The 17,244-nt window shown below is 58.0% G+C and carries 17 protein-coding genes; 12 read left to right on the forward strand and 5 right to left on the reverse strand.

Annotation, left to right across the window (positions count from 1 at the left end; all coding sequences use genetic code 11):
* Positions 1–145: 145 nt before the first annotated feature.
* Both AR456_RS01845 and ssb read left to right on the forward strand, forming a co-directional pair.
* Positions 146–1,519: an MFS transporter gene (locus AR456_RS01845; RefSeq protein ID WP_021819632.1), complete on the forward strand. Its 1,374-nt coding sequence runs from the start codon at positions 146–148 to the stop codon at positions 1,517–1,519.
* Positions 1,520–1,755: 236 nt separating this feature from the next.
* Positions 1,756–2,418: a single-stranded DNA-binding protein gene (gene ssb, locus AR456_RS01850; RefSeq protein ID WP_021819633.1), complete on the forward strand. Its 663-nt coding sequence runs from the start codon at positions 1,756–1,758 to the stop codon at positions 2,416–2,418.
* A 219-nt stretch (positions 2,419–2,637) separates the two neighbouring features.
* Here ssb and AR456_RS01855 read toward each other — a convergent pair whose 3' ends face one another.
* The gene (locus AR456_RS01855; RefSeq protein ID WP_021819634.1) at positions 2,638–3,522 is read right to left on the reverse strand and encodes an alpha/beta hydrolase fold domain-containing protein; all 885 of its coding nucleotides are present in this window, start codon (positions 3,520–3,522) and stop codon (positions 2,638–2,640) included.
* A gap of 267 nt (positions 3,523–3,789) precedes the next feature.
* Between AR456_RS01855 and AR456_RS01860 the strand changes: the two genes are divergently transcribed.
* Positions 3,790–4,677 (forward strand): glycine betaine ABC transporter substrate-binding protein, encoded by an 888-nt coding sequence (locus AR456_RS01860; RefSeq protein WP_031208241.1) that lies wholly within the window; start codon positions 3,790–3,792, stop codon positions 4,675–4,677.
* Between the two features lie 62 nt (positions 4,678–4,739).
* On the opposite strand, the gene soxR is transcribed toward AR456_RS01860, so the two are convergent.
* The gene (gene soxR, locus AR456_RS01865) at positions 4,740–5,201 is read right to left on the reverse strand and encodes a redox-sensitive transcriptional activator SoxR (protein WP_021819636.1); all 462 of its coding nucleotides are present in this window, start codon (positions 5,199–5,201) and stop codon (positions 4,740–4,742) included.
* A 125-nt stretch (positions 5,202–5,326) separates the two neighbouring features.
* On the opposite strand from soxR, the gene AR456_RS01870 reads away from it, so the two are divergent.
* The 3 genes from AR456_RS01870 to AR456_RS01880 all read left to right on the forward strand — a co-directional run bounded on the left by AR456_RS01870 (position 5,327) and on the right by AR456_RS01880 (position 7,824).
* Positions 5,327–5,899 carry an NADPH-dependent FMN reductase gene (locus AR456_RS01870; RefSeq protein ID WP_021819637.1) on the forward strand — a complete coding sequence of 191 codons (573 nt, stop codon included), beginning with the start codon at positions 5,327–5,329 and terminating at the stop codon, positions 5,897–5,899.
* The gene (locus AR456_RS01875; RefSeq protein ID WP_021819638.1) at positions 5,899–6,765 is read left to right on the forward strand and encodes an arylamine N-acetyltransferase family protein; all 867 of its coding nucleotides are present in this window, start codon (positions 5,899–5,901) and stop codon (positions 6,763–6,765) included. Before AR456_RS01870 ends, AR456_RS01875 begins: the two co-directional genes overlap by 1 nt.
* Before the next feature lie 252 nt (positions 6,766–7,017).
* Positions 7,018–7,824 (forward strand): sulfite exporter TauE/SafE family protein, encoded by an 807-nt coding sequence (locus tag AR456_RS01880; RefSeq protein ID WP_021819639.1) that lies wholly within the window; start codon positions 7,018–7,020, stop codon positions 7,822–7,824.
* A gap of 50 nt (positions 7,825–7,874) precedes the next feature.
* Here the strand turns inward: AR456_RS01880 and AR456_RS01885 are convergent, their stop codons facing one another.
* Entirely contained in the window at positions 7,875–8,762 is an 888-nt protein-coding gene (locus tag AR456_RS01885) for a LysR family transcriptional regulator (RefSeq protein WP_081694684.1), read from the reverse strand.
* 177 nt (positions 8,763–8,939) lie between these two features.
* Here AR456_RS01885 and AR456_RS01890 point away from each other — a divergent pair, with 177 nt between their 5' ends.
* The 6 genes from AR456_RS01890 to AR456_RS01915 all read left to right on the forward strand — a co-directional run bounded on the left by AR456_RS01890 (position 8,940) and on the right by AR456_RS01915 (position 15,355).
* The gene (locus AR456_RS01890) at positions 8,940–9,899 is read left to right on the forward strand and encodes a Bug family tripartite tricarboxylate transporter substrate binding protein (RefSeq protein ID WP_162148483.1); all 960 of its coding nucleotides are present in this window, start codon (positions 8,940–8,942) and stop codon (positions 9,897–9,899) included.
* Positions 9,900–9,953: 54 nt separating this feature from the next.
* Complete coding sequence (locus AR456_RS01895) at positions 9,954–11,438, forward strand: sulfatase-like hydrolase/transferase (protein ID WP_021819642.1); 1,485 nt, start codon at positions 9,954–9,956, stop codon at positions 11,436–11,438.
* A gap of 10 nt (positions 11,439–11,448) precedes the next feature.
* On the forward strand, positions 11,449–11,940 hold the full coding sequence (locus tag AR456_RS01900; protein ID WP_021819643.1) for a tripartite tricarboxylate transporter TctB family protein: 492 nt from the start codon (positions 11,449–11,451) through the stop codon (positions 11,938–11,940).
* A 3-nt stretch (positions 11,941–11,943) separates the two neighbouring features.
* Positions 11,944–13,461 carry a tripartite tricarboxylate transporter permease gene (locus AR456_RS01905; RefSeq protein ID WP_031208244.1) on the forward strand — a complete coding sequence of 506 codons (1,518 nt, stop codon included), beginning with the start codon at positions 11,944–11,946 and terminating at the stop codon, positions 13,459–13,461.
* 245 nt (positions 13,462–13,706) lie between these two features.
* On the forward strand, positions 13,707–14,597 hold the full coding sequence (locus tag AR456_RS01910) for a sugar nucleotide-binding protein (protein WP_021819645.1): 891 nt from the start codon (positions 13,707–13,709) through the stop codon (positions 14,595–14,597).
* A complete protein-coding gene (locus AR456_RS01915) occupies positions 14,594–15,355 on the forward strand; it encodes a lysophospholipid acyltransferase family protein (protein WP_021819646.1) in 762 nt (253 codons plus the stop codon). Before AR456_RS01910 ends, AR456_RS01915 begins: the two co-directional genes overlap by 4 nt.
* 100 nt (positions 15,356–15,455) lie before the next feature.
* Here AR456_RS01915 and fabB read toward each other — a convergent pair whose 3' ends face one another.
* Both fabB and fabA read right to left on the reverse strand, forming a co-directional pair.
* On the reverse strand, positions 15,456–16,676 hold the full coding sequence (gene fabB, locus AR456_RS01920; protein WP_021819647.1) for a beta-ketoacyl-ACP synthase I: 1,221 nt from the start codon (positions 16,674–16,676) through the stop codon (positions 15,456–15,458).
* 13 nt (positions 16,677–16,689) lie between these two features.
* Positions 16,690–17,205, reverse strand: coding sequence for a 3-hydroxyacyl-[acyl-carrier-protein] dehydratase FabA (fabA, locus tag AR456_RS01925; RefSeq protein WP_031208245.1), 516 nt, complete (start codon positions 17,203–17,205; stop codon positions 16,690–16,692).
* Between the last annotated feature and the right edge of the window lie 39 nt (positions 17,206–17,244).

A 17,244-nucleotide genomic window follows, 5' to 3' on the forward strand; every position in this document is an offset into this window, starting at 1 on the left:
CGTTTGCGGCGAGAGAGTCTGGCGCTAGAATATGCGATCGAACTTCAGTGTGGTGTCTCGCAGATTCACCGTGCTTCCACGCCATCAGGCGTCATTGAAGCCCTTCACCAGACACTTCATCCATCTCCAGGTTGCCGGAAGTTATATGTCCAAAGGCACAATGTTGTTGGCCTCCGAGCGGCGATCCATCGTCGGTCTTGCCGGGCTTTATGCCACGCGCATGCTCGGATTGTTCATGGTACTACCCGTGTTGGCGCTCAATGCTGATCATCTGGCGGGTGCTACGCCATTGCTGGTAGGACTGGCGCTGGGTGTGTACGGCCTGACCCAGGCCTTGCTGCAGATTCCTTTTGGAGTGCTCTCGGATCGGATCGGGCGCAAGCCGGTCATTGCTGGTGGCTTGCTCCTGTTCATGATCGGTAGTGTTGTGGCTGCTCAAGCGGACTCCATCGAGATGATGATTCTTGGGCGAAGTCTTCAAGGCAGCGGTGCGGTGGCTGCGGCGATCATGGCTCTGCTGGCGGATCAGACTCGTGAGCAGGTACGTACCGCCGCCATGGCCACCATCGGCTTGTCGATTGGAGTAGCCTTCGGCGTGGCCATGGTGCTTGGGCCGTTGGTTACCACTCACTTTGGCCTGTCGGGTGTGTTCTGGCTGACCGCGTTGCTCGCGTTGCTGGGCATGCTGGTACTGTGGAAGCTGGTACCCCCGGCGCCACGGCGGCGCGGGCACCGAGACGTTGGCATGAACCGTGGTCAACTCGCCAGTATCATCGGCCGTGCCGACCTATGGCGAATGGATGCCTCGATCTTCAGCCTGCATCTGATTCTGATGGCGATCTTTACCGCAGTTCCTTTTCGTCTGGTTGACGCAGGAATCGTGGAAGCGCGCCATGGACTGGTGTATCTCGGCGTCATGGGCTTGTCATTTGTGGCCATGGTGCCGTTGGTCATCATTGCCGAGAAGCGTCGCAAGATGAAACTGATGTGCCTGGGCGCCATCAGCACCATCGTCCTCAGTCTGTTGGGGCTGGGGCTAGCGAGTACTCACCTTGTCGTGTTGCTGGCGTGGTTGTTTGCCTTCTTTACCGCTTTCAACCTGCTTGAAGCGACACTGCCATCGATGATCAGTAAGCTGGCGCCTGCCGGAGCCAAGGGCACGGCGATGGGAATCTACTCCACCAGCCAGTTTCTTGGCGCTTTTCTCGGCGGGGTAATGGGGGGCTTTCTGTCGGATCGTTCTGGTCTGTCAGCGGTGTTCCTCGGCGCTGCGATCGTCGGCCTGGCCTGGTGGTTGGTGATGCTGGGTATGCGGGCACCGCGACATCTTTCCAGTGAGGTTGTAGTGTTGTCTGATGAGCAGCAGGACACGCCTCTGGATACCTTGATGGAGCGTTTCGCTGCCGTAACCGGCGTCGAGGATGTGATGGTGGTGCCGGAGGAACGGCTAGCCTACCTCAAGGTTGATCGGGCACAACTCGACAAAGAGGCGCTGGCGCGCCTGACGGGTTCAAACTGATAGACTGCTGCCCGATCGTTTTTTGACGGTTCTGCGCTCTGAAGATTCATGCGCAGACGCGTAGATGGGCAGCGAGCTGACAGCTTCTCGCGTATAGTAGCGGGAATGGTTTTTGATCAGCAGTGGGTGAGATACCTCTGCCTGATTCTGATTCATATTGAGGCTTGCGCCAGACACGGTAAGCAAGAGGTGTTAACAGCCCTCGCAAGTCCACTACCACGATCAAGGAGTCAAACATGGCCCGTGGCGTCAACAAGGTCATCCTCATCGGTAACCTGGGACAGGATCCTGAGGTGCGTTTCACCCCTTCCGGAACGGCCGTGGCCAACCTCAACCTGGCGACCACCGACACCTGGATGGATCGTCAGAGTGGCCAGCGTCAGGAGCGTACGGAATGGCATCGTATCGTGCTGTTCAACAAGCTGGCGGAGATTGCCCAGCAGTACGTGAAGAAGGGCTCGAAGCTGTACATCGAAGGCCGCCTGCAGACGCGTAAGTGGCAGGATCAGAATGGCCAGGACCGTTATTCCACGGAGATCGTCGCCAACGACATGCAGATGCTCGACGGACGCGGTGATGGTGGTCAGGGCGGCAACTATGGCGGTGCACCTCAGGGTGGCCAGCAGAACTATGGTGGATCACCTCAGCAGGGTGGAGCACCTCAACAGGGCGGTGCCCCACAGCAGGGTGGCGGCAACTATGGTGGTGCTCCTCAAGGCGGTGGCCAGCAGTATGGCGGTGCTCCGCAACAGGGCGGCTATGGTGGTGCTCCACAGCAGCCGGCTGGTGGTCAGCCGCAGAATCGCCCCGCGCCGAACCAGGGCGGAGGCCAGAAGGGCAACTTCGGCGCACCGGACCCGGGTAGCTTCGACGACTTCGATGACGAGATCCCGTTCTAGAGTTGTCCCTGGACGCCAGGCGACACTGAACGCGATCAGCAAGGAGGCGGCCATTTGGCCGCCTCCTTACGTTGCTGGCTGCATTCAGATCCGTTGTTGTGAGTGAACTCGTGAACAATGAGACGCACGTGGTGTGCTTGGCAGCTCAGGGCCAATGGGGTATCGAATGTCACACCTCGCGCGGCCTGAGGTGGCAATACCGCAACGCGCGTACGGAGGTTATGGTACGCGGCGGTGTTGGGAGGACTGCTGGTGCTGGATTTGCGTACGTAGAGCCTGACAGAAGTGTTGCCAGGCACTGGCCATGTTGTCGAGGCTCATGTAGGCCTGCAGGGCGCTATGTACCATGCCATGCGCCATGTGCTCTCCGACTACGGCGCCCTGGTGGCGCCAGCGAGCTGCGGCCTGGGCAATCATCGGCGACAGGGGGTCATGTTCGACACTGAGTATCTCGATACCGGGTGCAGGAGGTTGCTGGTCGCACCATCGTGGAGCCTCGTCGGCAATGAGCTGCCAGGCCGAGAGCACATCGGCACGCGAGAATAGTGGCGCATCCGGGCCCAGCAACTCAAGGCGAGGAGTATCCACCACGGGGTAGATCAGGCCGAGCACGACATTGGCACCGCCCCGGCGGTACTGGTGAACGGCATCGATGGCCAGTCGTCCGCCGGCACTATCCCCGGCGATCACCGCTGGCGAGACATGACGAATGACTGCGAGGCAATCCTCCAGCGCGGTCAGATAGTTGGCTTCCGGCAATAGACGGTAATTCACGCTGATCACTTCCCGCTCCAGTCCCAACGCCAACCCTTGTGCGGCGGCTCTGTGACTGTCCGATGAACCGTATGTCCAGCCTCCGCCGTGTATATAGACAATGGGCGCCTGAGGTGGCTGTATCGGAGATTCACGTGGTGGTTGCCACTGGCACTTGAAGCGCTTTATGCCAACGCCTGCCAGGCGATCATCGATCTGCTGGATGCGTTCATCGTGGTGGTAGAAGGTCGCCGCCAGTCGCTCGTAGGCACTGAGTGCCTGTGATCGTGGTAACCGAACGAGCGCTTGCATGCCGGCCTCGTAGCGGCTGATGAAGTCGTCGATAGTCATCTATCGGTTCCTGCTACCCATGATCTACAGCGGATTCGAATACCCACCATAACGAATACGCGTAGTTATCACGTTGATTTATCGTTCTTCAGACATAGACTTGAGGCGGATGCAGGGCTTCCGCCTCTGTAGCAGATGACAGTACAACCATCGCTGGTAAAGACAACATCTCACGACATCTCAGTCGATAAAAGCTCGGTCCAGGCAAGGTCGATCTGCAACATCTGAGTCCACGAAAACAAATATCTACGACAGAGAACATATTCCATGAGACACCCTATTCTTCTCGCCATGTTGGCATCGCTGGGTATTGTTGCTACTGCGGCCCAGGCAAATGAACTGGTCGTCGGTGGCAAGAATTTCACCGAGCAGCAATTGATATCCAGCATCACCACCCAGTATCTGGATGACCTCGGCTACGATGTCGAGAATCGTGCGGGTATGGGATCGTCGGTTCTTCGTCAGGCCCAGGAAAATGGTCAGGTCGATCTGTACTGGGAGTACACGGGCACTTCATTGATCGTCTATAACGAGGTCGAGGAAAAGCTCGGTCCGGATGCTGCCTATGAGCGCGTCAAGGAACTGGATGCCGAGAAGGGCCTGGTGTGGCTGGAGCCTTCGGGCGTCAACAATACCTATGCGCTGGCGATGCGAGCCGATGACGCCGAGGAGCGCGGTATTGCGAGCATTTCCGACCTCGCTGAGGAGGTCAATGATGGTGCAGAACTGGTGTTTGCCTCGAACGCGGAGTTCTACGCACGTGATGACGGCCTGCGTCCGATGCAGCAGACCTATGACTTCCGTTTTGAGCGTTCCAACATCAAACGGATGGATACCGGGCTGACCTATTCGGCGTTGCGTGATGAGCAGGTCGATGTCGCTATTGCCACCACCACCGATGGACGCCTTTCCGCCTTCAGCCTGACCGTGCTCGAGGATGACAAGGGTTTCTTCCCACCTTACGCCATGACTCCGGTGGTCAGGCAGGAGGCGCTCGACAACAACCCAGAGCTTGAAGCGCAGCTGAATGCACTGTCATCACGCCTGAATGATGACAGCATGCGGCAGCTCAATGAACGTGTGGATGTAGAGCGCGAGACGGTTGAAGATGTGGCGGCAGACTTCCTGAAAACCGAAGGGCTGATTGGCGGCTGATAGCTCCTTTCATCAGGGTGACTTCTGCAGTGAAGGGGAGCTGGTTTTACCGTCGGGCCCCTTCACTGTGGATCGAACATTCGTGGTCCGGGTCCATCCTCGGAGGCAATATCATCGGGGTTGCGCAACGGACAAGAGCTGAGTGACAGGCAGCCACAACCGATACAGCCATCGAGCTGATCGCGTAGTTTGGTCAGCTTGTCGATGCGCTCATTCAAGTCATCTTTCCAGCGGTCTGATATTTGATGCCATTCCCCCGCGGAAGGGGCTCGCTTTTCCGGTAGTACTGCCAGAGCATCGTGGATCTCGGCAAGTGGGATTCCCAGCCGCTGCGCAATCTTGATCACCGCCACTCGACGCAATACATCTCGCGAGTAACGCCTTTGGTTGCCGGCGTTTCGCCAGCTGTGGATCAACCCCCTGGTTTCGTAGAAGCGTAAAGCGGAGACGGCCACTCCACTGCGCTGTGCGACTTCTCCGACCGATAGTTGTTTGTGGATCTCATGTTTGCTGCGCTTTTCCATGTTCCAACCTCGAATTTCTGATGAGGGAACGGCCTGGTGAAAAAGATCTTCTGCCAAGTCTTGACCTAAACCAAGGTTTAGGTATCAAGCTGGCGCTGTCAACTATTGGATCAACCGGAGGCGACATGCAAACCCCCACCAATCTCTGCCTTGTATTTGGTAGTGCCCGCACCCTTTGCCTTGTCTATGGTAGTGCTCGAGACGCTCGTCTCTGCGATGCGGTAGCCGACTGGATCCATAAACAGCTCGCCGGATACGCACACCTGCAGGTCAGCGTGGTCGACCCTCTTGATGGCCGGAGCAGCCATGAGCGCAATGCGACGCTGGCCGAGGCCGACGCCTTTCTGGTCATCACTCCGGAGTACAATCATTCCTTCCCGGCACCGCTGAAGGCGATCATCGACGGCGCCAAACAGGAGTGGGAGGCGAAGCCGGTAGCATTCTTCTCCTACGGCGGTATTTCTGGTGGACTGCGTGCGGTCGAGCAACTGCGGTCGGTATTCACAGAGCTGCATGCTGTCAGTGTGCGAGATCAGGTGAGCATTGCCTTTGTCCATGGCGCGTTCGATCAGTCTGGTGAGCTCAAGGACGAAGCAAGGGTGCGCCGGTCATTCGATGTCATGTTGGCCAGGCTTGGCTGGTGGGCCGATGCCCTGGCGCAGGCCCGAGCCAGACATCCTTATCGGGAGGTCAACTGATGACACATACGGAAACGTTGGCAGGTGGCATCGGCTCCAGGAATACCGATGCCATTGATCTACAGGCCTGGTTGGAGCGCATTCACTACCGTGGTTCGCTCGAGCCGAGTTCCGAGTCGCTGGCGGCGCTGGTGGATCGACACATGGCCGCGATCCCCTTCGAGGCCATCGATGTCATGCTCGACCGCGGAGTCAATCTGGCGCCCGAAGCCATCGATCGCAAGATGTTGCAGGGGCAGCGGGGTGGCTACTGTTTCGAACACGCCAGCCTGATGCGACGTGCCTTGCGCGCGCTGGGTTATACCGTGGAGCAACAACTCGGTCGCGTCTGGGTGAGCCATGATCTGACTGGCCCGGCGCCATCTGCCAGCCACGCCATGCTCAAGGTCTTGGCCAACGAGCAGTGGTGGCTGGTTGATGTTGGTTTTGGCAGTTTCCTGTCCAATGAACCGTTGGCCTGGCGGCTGGATGAGCCACAAGCGACAGCGTATGGTGCCTTCCGCCTGGTCCGAACCCTCAATGGCGTGATGCTTGAAACACTGTATCGAGACCAATGGTCGCCGCTCTACGAGATACTCGACTTTGCCTGGCAGGCAGTGGATTTCGAAGTTGCCAATCACTATGTCGCCTGGCATACGGAATCACATTTCAGGCACGAGCTGATGGTGGCACGCACCGAGGGCGACGTCCGCCGTACACTTGCCGGCAATCGTTTCAAGTTGGCTCAACCTGGAGGCGGCTCCCAGGAACAGTGGTTGGATGTCGAAGGTATGACTGCTGTGCTGAGAGATGAGTTCGGATTACCGGTCGCTGCCGAGTGGTTGCCATTGCTCGAGCGCATTGTTGCTGATTCCCGGGAGGGATGAGTGGCGTGCGGCCCTGGTATCGGGACTGCACTATCCCGAGACGAACCGTTGCTGATGACGGAAAAAATGCGAAAGGGCTTCTGACTGGTAGTCGACGATGGGTGTGCTTTTCGTGCATGATTTCAAGGCTAACAGTCAGCACTGACTGATCACCGGTCAGGACTCTCTTTCCATGCAACGCGCTGCGCCATGTTTCTGTCATGGTGCCATGCGGCCCGTTGCAATCTCACCCATTGCCAACGGAGAGGCTCGATGGCAGATCTGCTGTGGTACCAGTACGTCCTGATCGGATTGATCTTCTGCTGGAGTGGGTTTGTGCGTTCGAGCCTCGGCTTTGGCGGAGCGGTGCTGGCGCTGCCTTTCCTGCTGCTGGTCCACAACGAGCCATTGGTGTTTTTGCCGTTGGTCGCCGTGCACCTGATGATCTTCTCCAGTTGGATCGCCTGGCAAGGGAATCGGCAGTTGAAGCTGGCGGGAGCCACGGGAGGAATGGGTACCGAAGAGTTACCGGTCAGCAATATCGATTGGCGTTATCTGCGCAAGGCGCTGTCGATCATGATTGTACCCAAGCTGATCGGTGTCGTCGGATTGTTGACTTTGCCGGCACAGCTGATGACGTCGGTGATCTTCACCATCGTGATCATCTATGGCGCCAGCTATGCCCTCAACCGTCCCTTTCAGAGCCGCAGCCGGGTGGTCGATGTGGTGCTGCTGGCGTTGGGCGGTTATGTCAGTGGTACATCGCTGATTGGCGCACCACTGATCGTCGCGGTCTTTGCCTCGCATGTGGCTCGCCACCAGTTGCGCGACACGCTATTCGTGCTGTGGTTTATCCTGGTGGTGATCAAGATGGTGTCGTTCATCATTGCCGGAGTCGACCTGCAACTGATTCACCATCTGTGGCTGCTCCCTTGTGCTCTGGTTGGCCACCTGCTGGGTGAGCGCGTTCACCAGTATCTGGTGGACGGTCGCTCGGAAATATTCTTCCGCGTGCTCGGCGTGGTGTTGGTACTGGTCAGCGTGGTAGGGCTGGCCACGGCCTCTTTATTGCCGCACTGATTTTGTAGAACCGACTTTTGCTACGCATGATTTTTACCACGTATGGCCGGCTATCTGTGTGCCAGCCCACGAGCAATGGCGAGGAAGTTCTTGAGCGCGGGGTTGGTGGTGCTGGGTAACCATACCAGCATCAACTCGGCGTGAGGTGCATCCTGGTCGGCCAATGGTCGGTAGATCACTCCTTCTATGTGCAAGGCGGTGGCAGAGCTCGGAAGTAGTGTGTAGCCAAGGCCACTGGCCACCAGACCAATAATGGCATGAAGTTGATTGACCTCCTGGGCGATGGTCAATTCGACGTTGTGGCGCTCACAAAGTGGCTGAAATACTGAGCGGATGTAGCGCGCCTTGCTGCCGGAAGCAATGATCATCTGTTCACTGACGATGTCGCGAAAATGGATGGCCTCACGGTCAGCCAAGGGGTGGTCGCTATTCAAGGCGACATGGTAGGGCTCGCGCAGCAGCGTCAGGTGACGCAGGGTGTCATCAACCCCCAGCGGCCGCATCAATGCGGCATCGAGCATGCCTTCACGGACGGCCTCGCCAAGCTCGCTGGAGATCATCTCGGTCAGTTCCAATTGCACCAATGGATGCTGTTTGCGAAAGCGAGAGACCGAGCGTGGCAGCACGTGCAGGGCCGCGTTTTCGACAAACCCCAGCCGCAGCCGCCCGATGGCCCCCTTGGCTGCACTACTTGCGGTGGCAATAGCCATCTCATACTGGCGCAACACTCTGACTGCTTCTTCGACAAAGATGCGTCCCGCTTCGGTCGGCAACACCTGGCGCTGAGTCCGAGTGAACAGCGCAAACCCCAACTCACGCTCGATCTTCTGAACTTGCTGGCTGAGTGCTGATTGGCTGATCCCCAAATGCTCTGCTGCCCGCACAAAGTGCCGCTCTTCGCCAAGCATTATCAATGACTGCAAATGGTTGAGGTTCATGGCTTAGACTTAGGTTTTAAATAAGAAAAACTTATTCGATTATCGATATCTAGCTCTTATTGTGGATACAGAAGCAGCTATCCGCAAACTTGCTGCTTCCTCGTTGACCCGCTGCATGGCAGGGGCATCACAATAAAAGTCACCTCAATGACAGGTAACCAAGCCATGAAGAATGCGATGAGCACGTCTCTGTTGGTCGGACTGCTGGCGTCACTGGTATCGATTTCCAGTTTTGCAGAATCGAATTGGCCCCAGAAGCCCATTCACCTTATGGTCCCCTATCCTCCGGGCGGCAACGTTGATTTGATCGGACGCACCTTGAGCGAGCCGCTGAGTCGTGCGCTAGGGCAGCCGGTGGTGGTGGAGAATCGCGCCGGAGCCGGTGGCACCATTGCCAGTAGCGAAGTCGCCCGTGCCGACGCCGACGGTTACACCTTGTTGATCGGTGATATCGCGACCCACGGCATCAATCCACATGTCTACGGCAACCTGGCCTATGATCCTGTCGAAGATTTCGCGCCCATTCTACAGATCACTTCGGTGCCACTGGTGATGGGGATTGGCCCGAAGCTGGGTGTGACGACGTTCGAGGAATTCATGGCGCTGGCGAAGTCCTCTCCAGAGAGCATCGATTACGCTTCGGCTGGCAATGGCACGCCTCAACAACTGGCATTTGAATACCTCAAGGCCAAGACCGGTATCGAAGGGCTACACATTCCTTACAAGGGATCGGCTCCCGCACGCACGGCTCTGATTGCTGGTGAGATTGGCGTATTTATTGACGGCACCCTCGTGCCAAGCGTCAAGGAAGGCAGTGTCACCGCACTAGCCGTCACCGGGCAGGAGCGTTCTGCAGCGTTGCCCGATGTTCCCACTCTGATGGAACTGGGGGTGGATGATTACAGCTTTGCCTCCTGGCATGGGCTGTTCGCTCCGGCAGGTACGCCTGCTGATGTTGTCGAGACCCTCAATGCCGCCGTCAACGAGGTGCTGGCGGATCCTGAAATCCAGCAGCGTTTTGCGGCGGTCAATATTGGCCTGGTGGGGGGAACTCCCGAGGCGTTTGCCGAGTACGTTGAACAGCAATCGCAGCAACTGGGTGAGTTGGTAGAGCTGGCCGGTGCCACGAATCACTGAGCGGCAACAGGTACTGCGCTGTATCCCCCTTTGTTTTCTGCTGGAGTCTGCTGAATGTCTTTCAACAAGCCCAATGTACTTTTCATCTCTGTGGATCAATGGCCTGCCCAACTGCTGGGGTGTGCGGGGCACTCGGCCATCGAAACTCCGACGCTGGATCGCCTGGCCGAGGTCGGTACGCGCTTCACCAATTGCTATGCCGAGACACCAATCTGCATTCCTTCTCGACGCTCGATGATGACGGGGGCTAGCTCTCGGTTGCATGGTGATCGCGAGTTTCAGCCTGATCTGCCCATGCCTCGGCATCTACCGACGCTGGCTCAGTGTTTCCGCGACCAAGGCTACCAGGCTTATGCAGTAGGAAAACTGCATGTTTACCCTCCCCGAGACCGAATTGGCTTCGATGATGTCTGGCTATCCGAGGAAGGGCGAGGACAGCTCGGTGGTCCAGATGACTACGAGATGTTTCTGGCTGACGAAGGTTTTGTGGGGCAGCAGTTTCTACATGGAATGAGCAATAACGAGTACGAATGGCGCAGTTGGCATCTTCCCGAGCACACTCATGTGACGTCCTGGACAACACGAACTGCGGCTCGCATGATCAAACGCCGTGATCCCACGCGTCCCGGTTTCTGGCATGTTTCCTACACACCACCTCATCCGCCGATTGTGCCGCTGGCCTCCTATATGGAGCGCTATACCCGCCGGGAGATGCCGTCGCCATTGGTATCGGACTGGTCCAGAGATATCGAGCAACTGCCTTATGTCCTGAGAGCCGTGCGTGAGTATTGGCGCTCGCTGCCGCCAATTCAACACGCCGATATGCTGCGAGCCTTTCTAGCGCTGTGTACCCATATCGATCACCAGATTCGTATCTTGATAGGCACGCTCAGAGAGGAAGGTCTTCTGGACAACACCGTGCTGTGTTTTACCGGTGACCACGGAGACATGCTGGGAGATCACGGCCTTTACGCCAAGCGCTTGATGTATGAGGGATCTGCCAAGGTGCCGATGATCATGGTCGATGTTCGCCACGGTACGCGGCTGGAAGCGGGTGGTGTGGACCAGCGTTTGATGGGGCTCCAGGACATCATGCCGAGCCTGCTGGAACTGGCGGGTCTGCCGGTGCCTGAGGGACTTGACGGAATCAGTGTACTGAGCGAACAACGCAGGAATATCTTCTACGGCGAGTCGCTGACAGGAGTTCGTGCCAGTCGGATGGTGCGGGATGCGCGCTACAAATTGATCTGGTACCCCGCCGGCAATCACTTCCAGTTGTTCGACCTTGAAGAAGATCCGCAGGAGACCATCGATCTGGTGTCTGACACACGCCTCGAGCCGGTGGTAGCGAGATTGAAGGATGCGTTACGAGAACGACTCTATGGCAGTGATCTTGAATGGGTCGAGGGGGATTGTCTGGTTGGGGTGGAAGCACTAGCCCCTGAGCGCCACGATAATCGACAGCTGTCGGGGCAACGTGGCCTGCATTATCCCGAATTGCCGAAGGCCGACCCTTCGGTAGCGGTGGGCTCATGGTGAGGATGTGCTGATGCGTTCGCTTGCCTTTCTTCGCCTGAATCCCAAAGACCTTGCATCAGGGCTACTGATGATGGTGATCGGTCTGCTGGTGATGTGGGAAGCCGCTGGCTATCGGTTGGGTAGCGCCAGTCAGATGGGTGCTGGCTACTACCCGATGTTGCTGGGTGTGGCGCTGGTGCTGCTTGGCATCGGTATCCTCGCGGTTTCTCGGTGCTCTACCACGGCAAAGGACGATAGCGCCCAGCGCAATCCCAGCCAGCGTATCGAGCGTGGTGCGCTGCGTTCCACGTTGCTGGTGCCGTTGTCGATTGCCCTGTTTGCCGCCTTGCTGGAACCAGCGGGACTGATTCCTGCCTGTGTCGTGCTGGTTATTGTCAGCTCGCTGGCAGCACCCTCGTTCAGCGTTGTTCGTCTGATCGGGTTGTGTGTGGGTGTGCCTGTACTGGTGGTGCTCATCTTTGTGGTAGGGCTTGGGCTGCCGTTTACGCTGGTGGGAGGCTAGATCATGGAGCTACTCTCGAATCTTGCCGAAGGCGCATCCGTTGCCTTTACATGGAGTGCCCTGATGTACTGCTTCATTGGGGTATCGCTAGGCATGGTCGTAGGGGTGTTGCCTGGCGTCGGGCCTTTGCCCGCAATTGCCATGTTGTTGCCGATAACCTTCTACATCCCACAGACGGAAGCCATCATCATGTTGGCCGGTATCTACTACGGTGGGCAGTATGGCGGTTCGACAGCTTCGATTCTGCTTAACTTGCCTGGTACACCTGCCGCCGCTGTGACCGCGTTGGAAGGCTACCCCCTTGCGCAGCAGGGGCGAGCAGGAGTGGCGCTATTCATGACCGCTATCGCCTCGTTCGTTGGTAGTTTTTTCGGCATTCTGCTGGTCGGCGGCTTTGCGCCAGTCCTGGCATCTTTTGCGCTTGAGTTCGGCGCCGCCGAGTATTTTTCGCTGATGATCCTCGCATTACTTGGTGCAGCGGCTATCGGGGGAGGAACCTTCCTGCGTTCGCTTTCGATGGTGGTGCTGGGCTTGCTGTTGGGGATTGTTGGGCAGGACGTAACCTCCGGTCAGTTCCGTTTCACCTTCGGTCTTCCCTATATTGCTGATGGACTCAATATCGTTGCCGTTGCCATGGGGCTGTTTGGTGTTTCGGAGGTGATGGCCACCGCCCATCGCGCTCGTAGCGGTAAGCCACAGGCCTTTGGCTTGAAGAGCATGCTGCCGGAACGAGAGGATCTTGCTCGGAGCTGGCGCTCGATGGCACGGGGTACCGGCATTGGTGCAGGGTGTGGAATTCTGCCGGGGGCAGGGGCGGCCATGGCATCGTTTATGGCCTATGCGGTTGAGCGCCGTCTAAGCAAGACGCCTGAGCGATTTGGCCATGGAGCCATGGAGGGTCTTACTGCACCAGAGTCGGCCAATAATGCCACTGCCCAGGCGGCCTTTATTCCCACTCTGACCCTTGGTGTGCCAGGGGATGCGGTAATGGCTGTAATGCTCGGCGCCCTGATGATTCATGGCATCAACCCCGGCCCTGGACTGATCAGCGATCATCCCGACCTGTTCTGGGGGCTAGTGGTCAGTTTCCTGATCGGTAACGCTATGTTGCTGGTGTTGAATATTCCCTTGATCGGCCTGTGGACACGCCTCTTGCAGATTCCCTATGCGGTGCTCTACCCAGCGATTCTGACGCTGATCTGTATCGGTGTTTACAGCATCAACAGTTCCACTTTCGATATTTTCCTTGTCATGTTCTTTGGTGTGGTGGGCTATGGCCTGATTCGTCTGGGTTTTCCTCCAGCGCCTCTTGTACTTGGTTTTATTCTGAGCCCGATGCTCGAGGAGAACTTTCGCCGGGCAATGCTCCTGGCACGAGGTGACTGGAGCACTTTCCTTGCAAGCCCCATCAGCGCGACCTTTCTGGGACTTTCCATGACCATTGTCATGGTCGCTCTTGTTGTCGCCTTACGCCCGCGCGCGACTTCGAGATGCCGTCACCAGGGAGAGTCACGGTCCTGACTGGAAGGAGGTGGGAGACTGGGAGTCTGTGTCCAGGGACTTACGATGACTTTGAACGAGGGCGATCAATCCCCCGTTCCTGAGTTTTCCAGTTCTGCCTGCTCCTCATGGACGGGCGCTGATCGACCATCCTGGTGTAGAATGTGGCCCTTTGGCGTCGCCTCCTGCAAGAGGCGCTCGACGTAACGTCGGGGGCTCTCCACCAGGAATTGTGTGGTCGGCCTCTGCAAGGACGAGGAGTCATCGTGAAGCTGCTGATTCTGGATGCCGGACATTGTCTGTCGCTGGCGCTGGCTCGCGCCTGCAGCCAACGCAGCGATACTGAACTGGTTATTGATGCCTCGACCAGGGTAGAGCGCGCGAAACTTGAGTCACTCAAGCCCGATGCCTTGATCATCCCCCCCTTGTCGCGCCCCTTCAGCGTGACACCAGCGGCGGTCACTGAGCATGCCGAGGCCGTAGAGTCCTGCATGGAGGCCTGCAAGGCCGCGGGGATTCCTCTGCTGTGGTGTGTTTCCGACCAACTTTATGAGGACGGTCATCCAACCCCTATTGATGAGCATGTGATTCCGGCCCCCCGTGATGATGGATTGCGCCGCCTGGTCAAGACCGGCGACCGCATTCGTGCGGAGTGTCCACAGCATCTGATTGTGCGTGTTGGCCCGATGTTCGCCCTCGAAGGCTCTCACTCCTGGCTGGGAGAGTTGCTCGATACCATGATTTCTGGCGATGCAGTGCGTGTCGAGTCGGATGTCACCCTATGTCCCACTTCCGCCGATGCCGTGGCCATGGCGCTGATCGGTATGCTGCAGCAGCAGGTCTGCGGTGCGAATTCCTGGGGGAGTTACCATGTGGCGGGCGTCGAGCCGATCAGTGCCTATACCTTTGTATCCACGGTTCGCACTCAGCTGGAAACACGCCTGGAAGGACGCGGCGAGAAGCTTGCTCTGGGCGAGGTCAAGGCACTGAGCCATCACCATGACCAGCCACTGCGCCGGGTTCTCAATTGTCGTCGGGTGCTGGAAGTATTCGGGGTACATCAGAAACCGTGGCGCCTCGAGCTGGGGCGGATGCTGGATAGTTGGTGCGAGGCCAGGGACGCTGAAGGAGATCATGAGCGGGAGAGCTCAACATGAACCTGGTACGCAGTATCATCTTCTATATCGGCTACTTTGCCGCAATGTTGGTGTGCGGAGTACTGTTTCTGCCGCCGTCTCCCTTTGTACCGTTGAAGTCGCGCTATCTGCTGCTCAATCTCTATAACCACTTCATCATGGCCTGGTTCCGTATTGCCTGTGGGGTACGCTATGAGGTCAGCGGGCGCGAGAACCTCAGCGGTGAGCCGGTGGTAATGCTGGCCAACCACCAGAGTGAGTGGGAAACGGTGTACCTGCAGCTACTCAAGCCGCCGGTTTGTACGGTGCTGAAGAAGGAGCTGTTGAATATTCCGATCTTTGGCTGGGCGCTGCGTCTGCTGCATCCAATTGCCCTGGACCGTTCGAAACCTGCACGAGCCATGCGCCAGGTGCTGTCGCAAGGGGGAATGCGACTCAAGGAAGGCCTGACAGTCTTGATCTTCCCGGAAGGGACCCGGGTAGAGCCGGGCAAGCGGCGTCGTTATAACAAGAGCGGCACCGTGATTGCCTGCCGAGCCGGTGTGCCAGTCGTACCGGTGGCACATAATGCGGGAGAATGCTGGCCGGGGAATAGTTGGATCAAGCGGCCCGGTCGTATCAGCCTGGTGGTGGGCGAGCCGATTGCCACCGAAGGGCGTACAGCTGAAGAAGTGCTTGTCGAAGTCGAGAGCTGGATCGAGGCACGCCTTGCGGAAATTTCTACAGTGCCGCGGCCCGCGCCGTCACAGAGTGCAGCGCCCGAGAGGCTTCCCGACTGATTCGGCGAGATGAACCATGAATAATGAGAAACGGCGCCCGAAGGCGCCGTTTCTCATTCAGGCTGATACCGATTGCACCGGCATCAGTTTCTCGTCCTGACTACTTGTCCTCGTACCGCTGCAATACGAGGCAGGCGTTGGTACCACCAAAGCCGAAGCTGTTGGATAGTACGCGATCAAGCTTCACGCCATCACGACGGTCGGTGACAATATCGAAGCCATCGGCCTGCTCATCGAGCTGATGGACATTGGCCGAGGCTGCGATGAAGTCATTTTCCATCATCAGCAGGGAGTAGATGGCTTCCTGCACGCCGGTAGCACCCAGAGAGTGGCCGGTCAGTGACTTGGTGGAGCTCATCGCTGGCGTCGAGTTACCGAACACCTCACGAATCGCCTTGAGTTCAGCAACATCGCCTACCGGTGTCGAAGTGCCATGGGTGTTGACGTAGTCGACCGTGCCATCGACGGTCGACAGTGCCTGGCGCATGCAGCGTACGGCACCTTCACCAGAGGGAGCCACCATGTCTTTACCGTCAGACGTAGCACCATAGCCGACAACTTCGGCATAGATCTTCGCGCCGCGTGCCTTGGCATGCTCCAGCTCTTCGAGTACCAGCATGCCACCACCACCGGCAATGACGAAGCCATCACGGCTGGTGTCGTAGGGGCGGGAGGCGCTCGCCGGCGCGTCATTGTAGCTGGTCGACAGAGCGCCCATGGCGTCGAACAGGCAGGACAGTGTCCAGTGTTCTTCCTCGCCACCACCGGCAAACACGACGTCCTGCTTGCCAAGCTGAATCTGCTCCATGGCACTGCCAATGCAGTGTGCTGAGGTCGCACAAGCGGAAGAGATGGAGTAGTTGACGCCCTTGATCTGGAACGGCGTGGCCAGACAGGCGGATACCGTGCTGCCCATGGTGCGGGTAACACGGTAGGGCCCGACACGGCGCAGGCCTTTCGCACGCATGACATCCGCAGCTTCGACCTGGTTGGCGCTGGAAGCCCCACCAGACCCAGCGATCAAGCCGGTACGCTCGTTGGAAACCTGTTCTGGCGCGAGGCCGGAATCTTCGATGGCCTGAGCCATGGAGACATAGGCATAAGCTGCTGCATCGCCCATGAAGCGGCGCAGTTTGCGGTCAATCAGCGCATCCAGGTCAATGTCCACGACTCCAGCAACATGGCTGCGAAAGCCCAGGTCGGCATACTCTTCCTTGAAACGAATGCCGGAACGGCCATTCTGGAGTGCCTCGAGGACCTGCTGCCGGTCGTTTCCAAGACAGGATACGATGCCCAGGCCAGTGACTACCACTCGTCGCATGGAAGCCTCCTGTTCAGAAGTTCGCAGTGGAGGTGAACAGGCCGACGCGCAGATCGTTGGCCTGATAGATGTCGCGGCCATCGACGGAAACAGTCCCGTCCGCCATGCCTAGAATCAGGCGGCGAGTGATGACGCGCTTGATATTGATACGGTACGTGACCTTCTGGGCTTCGGGCATGATCTGGCCACTGAACTTGACCTCTCCACAGCCGAGAGCGCGGCCACGTCCTGGATGGCCGAGCCAACCGAGATAGAAGCCAACCAACTGCCACATGGCATCAAGGCCGAGGCAGCCAGGCATCACGGGGTCGCCCGGGAAGTGGCAGTCGAAGAACCACAGATCAGGGCGGATATCGAGCTCGGCGATCAGCTCGCCCTTCCCATATTCGCCGCCCTCTTCGTAGATGCCTGCAATACGATCCAGCATCAGCATGTTGGGGGCCGGCAGTTGGGCATTGCCCGGGCCGAACAGCTCACCGCGGCTGCATGCCAGCAATTGATCACGATCGAAAGAGTGTTGCTTGGTCACTGAGTCGTTCCGAGTTTCGAAGAGATGATAAGCCGCTTG

This window comes from Halomonas huangheensis, assembly GCF_001431725.1.
In the GTDB taxonomy this organism is placed as follows: domain Bacteria; phylum Pseudomonadota; class Gammaproteobacteria; order Pseudomonadales; family Halomonadaceae; genus Halomonas; species Halomonas huangheensis.

Excerpts from the sequence above, each read along its gene's own strand:
- AR456_RS01890 (WP_162148483.1), top strand. The coding sequence starts at position 8,940 with ATGAGCACGTCTCTGTTGGTCGGACTGCTGGCGTCACTGGTATCGATT.
- AR456_RS01900 (WP_021819643.1), top strand. The coding sequence starts at position 11,449 with ATGCGTTCGCTTGCCTTTCTTCGCCTGAATCCCAAAGACCTTGCATCA.
- AR456_RS01875 (WP_021819638.1), top strand. The coding sequence starts at position 5,899 with ATGACACATACGGAAACGTTGGCAGGTGGCATCGGCTCCAGGAATACC.
- ssb (WP_021819633.1), top strand. The coding sequence starts at position 1,756 with ATGGCCCGTGGCGTCAACAAGGTCATCCTCATCGGTAACCTGGGACAG.
- soxR (WP_021819636.1), bottom strand. The coding sequence starts at position 5,201 with ATGGAAAAGCGCAGCAAACATGAGATCCACAAACAACTATCGGTCGGA.
- AR456_RS01845 (WP_021819632.1), top strand. The coding sequence starts at position 146 with ATGTCCAAAGGCACAATGTTGTTGGCCTCCGAGCGGCGATCCATCGTC.
- AR456_RS01880 (WP_021819639.1), top strand. The coding sequence starts at position 7,018 with ATGGCAGATCTGCTGTGGTACCAGTACGTCCTGATCGGATTGATCTTC.
- AR456_RS01855 (WP_021819634.1), bottom strand. The coding sequence starts at position 3,522 with ATGACTATCGACGACTTCATCAGCCGCTACGAGGCCGGCATGCAAGCG.
- fabB (WP_021819647.1), bottom strand. The coding sequence starts at position 16,676 with ATGCGACGAGTGGTAGTCACTGGCCTGGGCATCGTATCCTGTCTTGGA.
- AR456_RS01895 (WP_021819642.1), top strand. The coding sequence starts at position 9,954 with ATGTCTTTCAACAAGCCCAATGTACTTTTCATCTCTGTGGATCAATGG.
- AR456_RS01905 (WP_031208244.1), top strand. The coding sequence starts at position 11,944 with ATGGAGCTACTCTCGAATCTTGCCGAAGGCGCATCCGTTGCCTTTACA.
- AR456_RS01860 (WP_031208241.1), top strand. The coding sequence starts at position 3,790 with ATGAGACACCCTATTCTTCTCGCCATGTTGGCATCGCTGGGTATTGTT.
- AR456_RS01870 (WP_021819637.1), top strand. The coding sequence starts at position 5,327 with ATGCAAACCCCCACCAATCTCTGCCTTGTATTTGGTAGTGCCCGCACC.
- AR456_RS01915 (WP_021819646.1), top strand. The coding sequence starts at position 14,594 with ATGAACCTGGTACGCAGTATCATCTTCTATATCGGCTACTTTGCCGCA.
- AR456_RS01885 (WP_081694684.1), bottom strand. The coding sequence starts at position 8,762 with ATGAACCTCAACCATTTGCAGTCATTGATAATGCTTGGCGAAGAGCGG.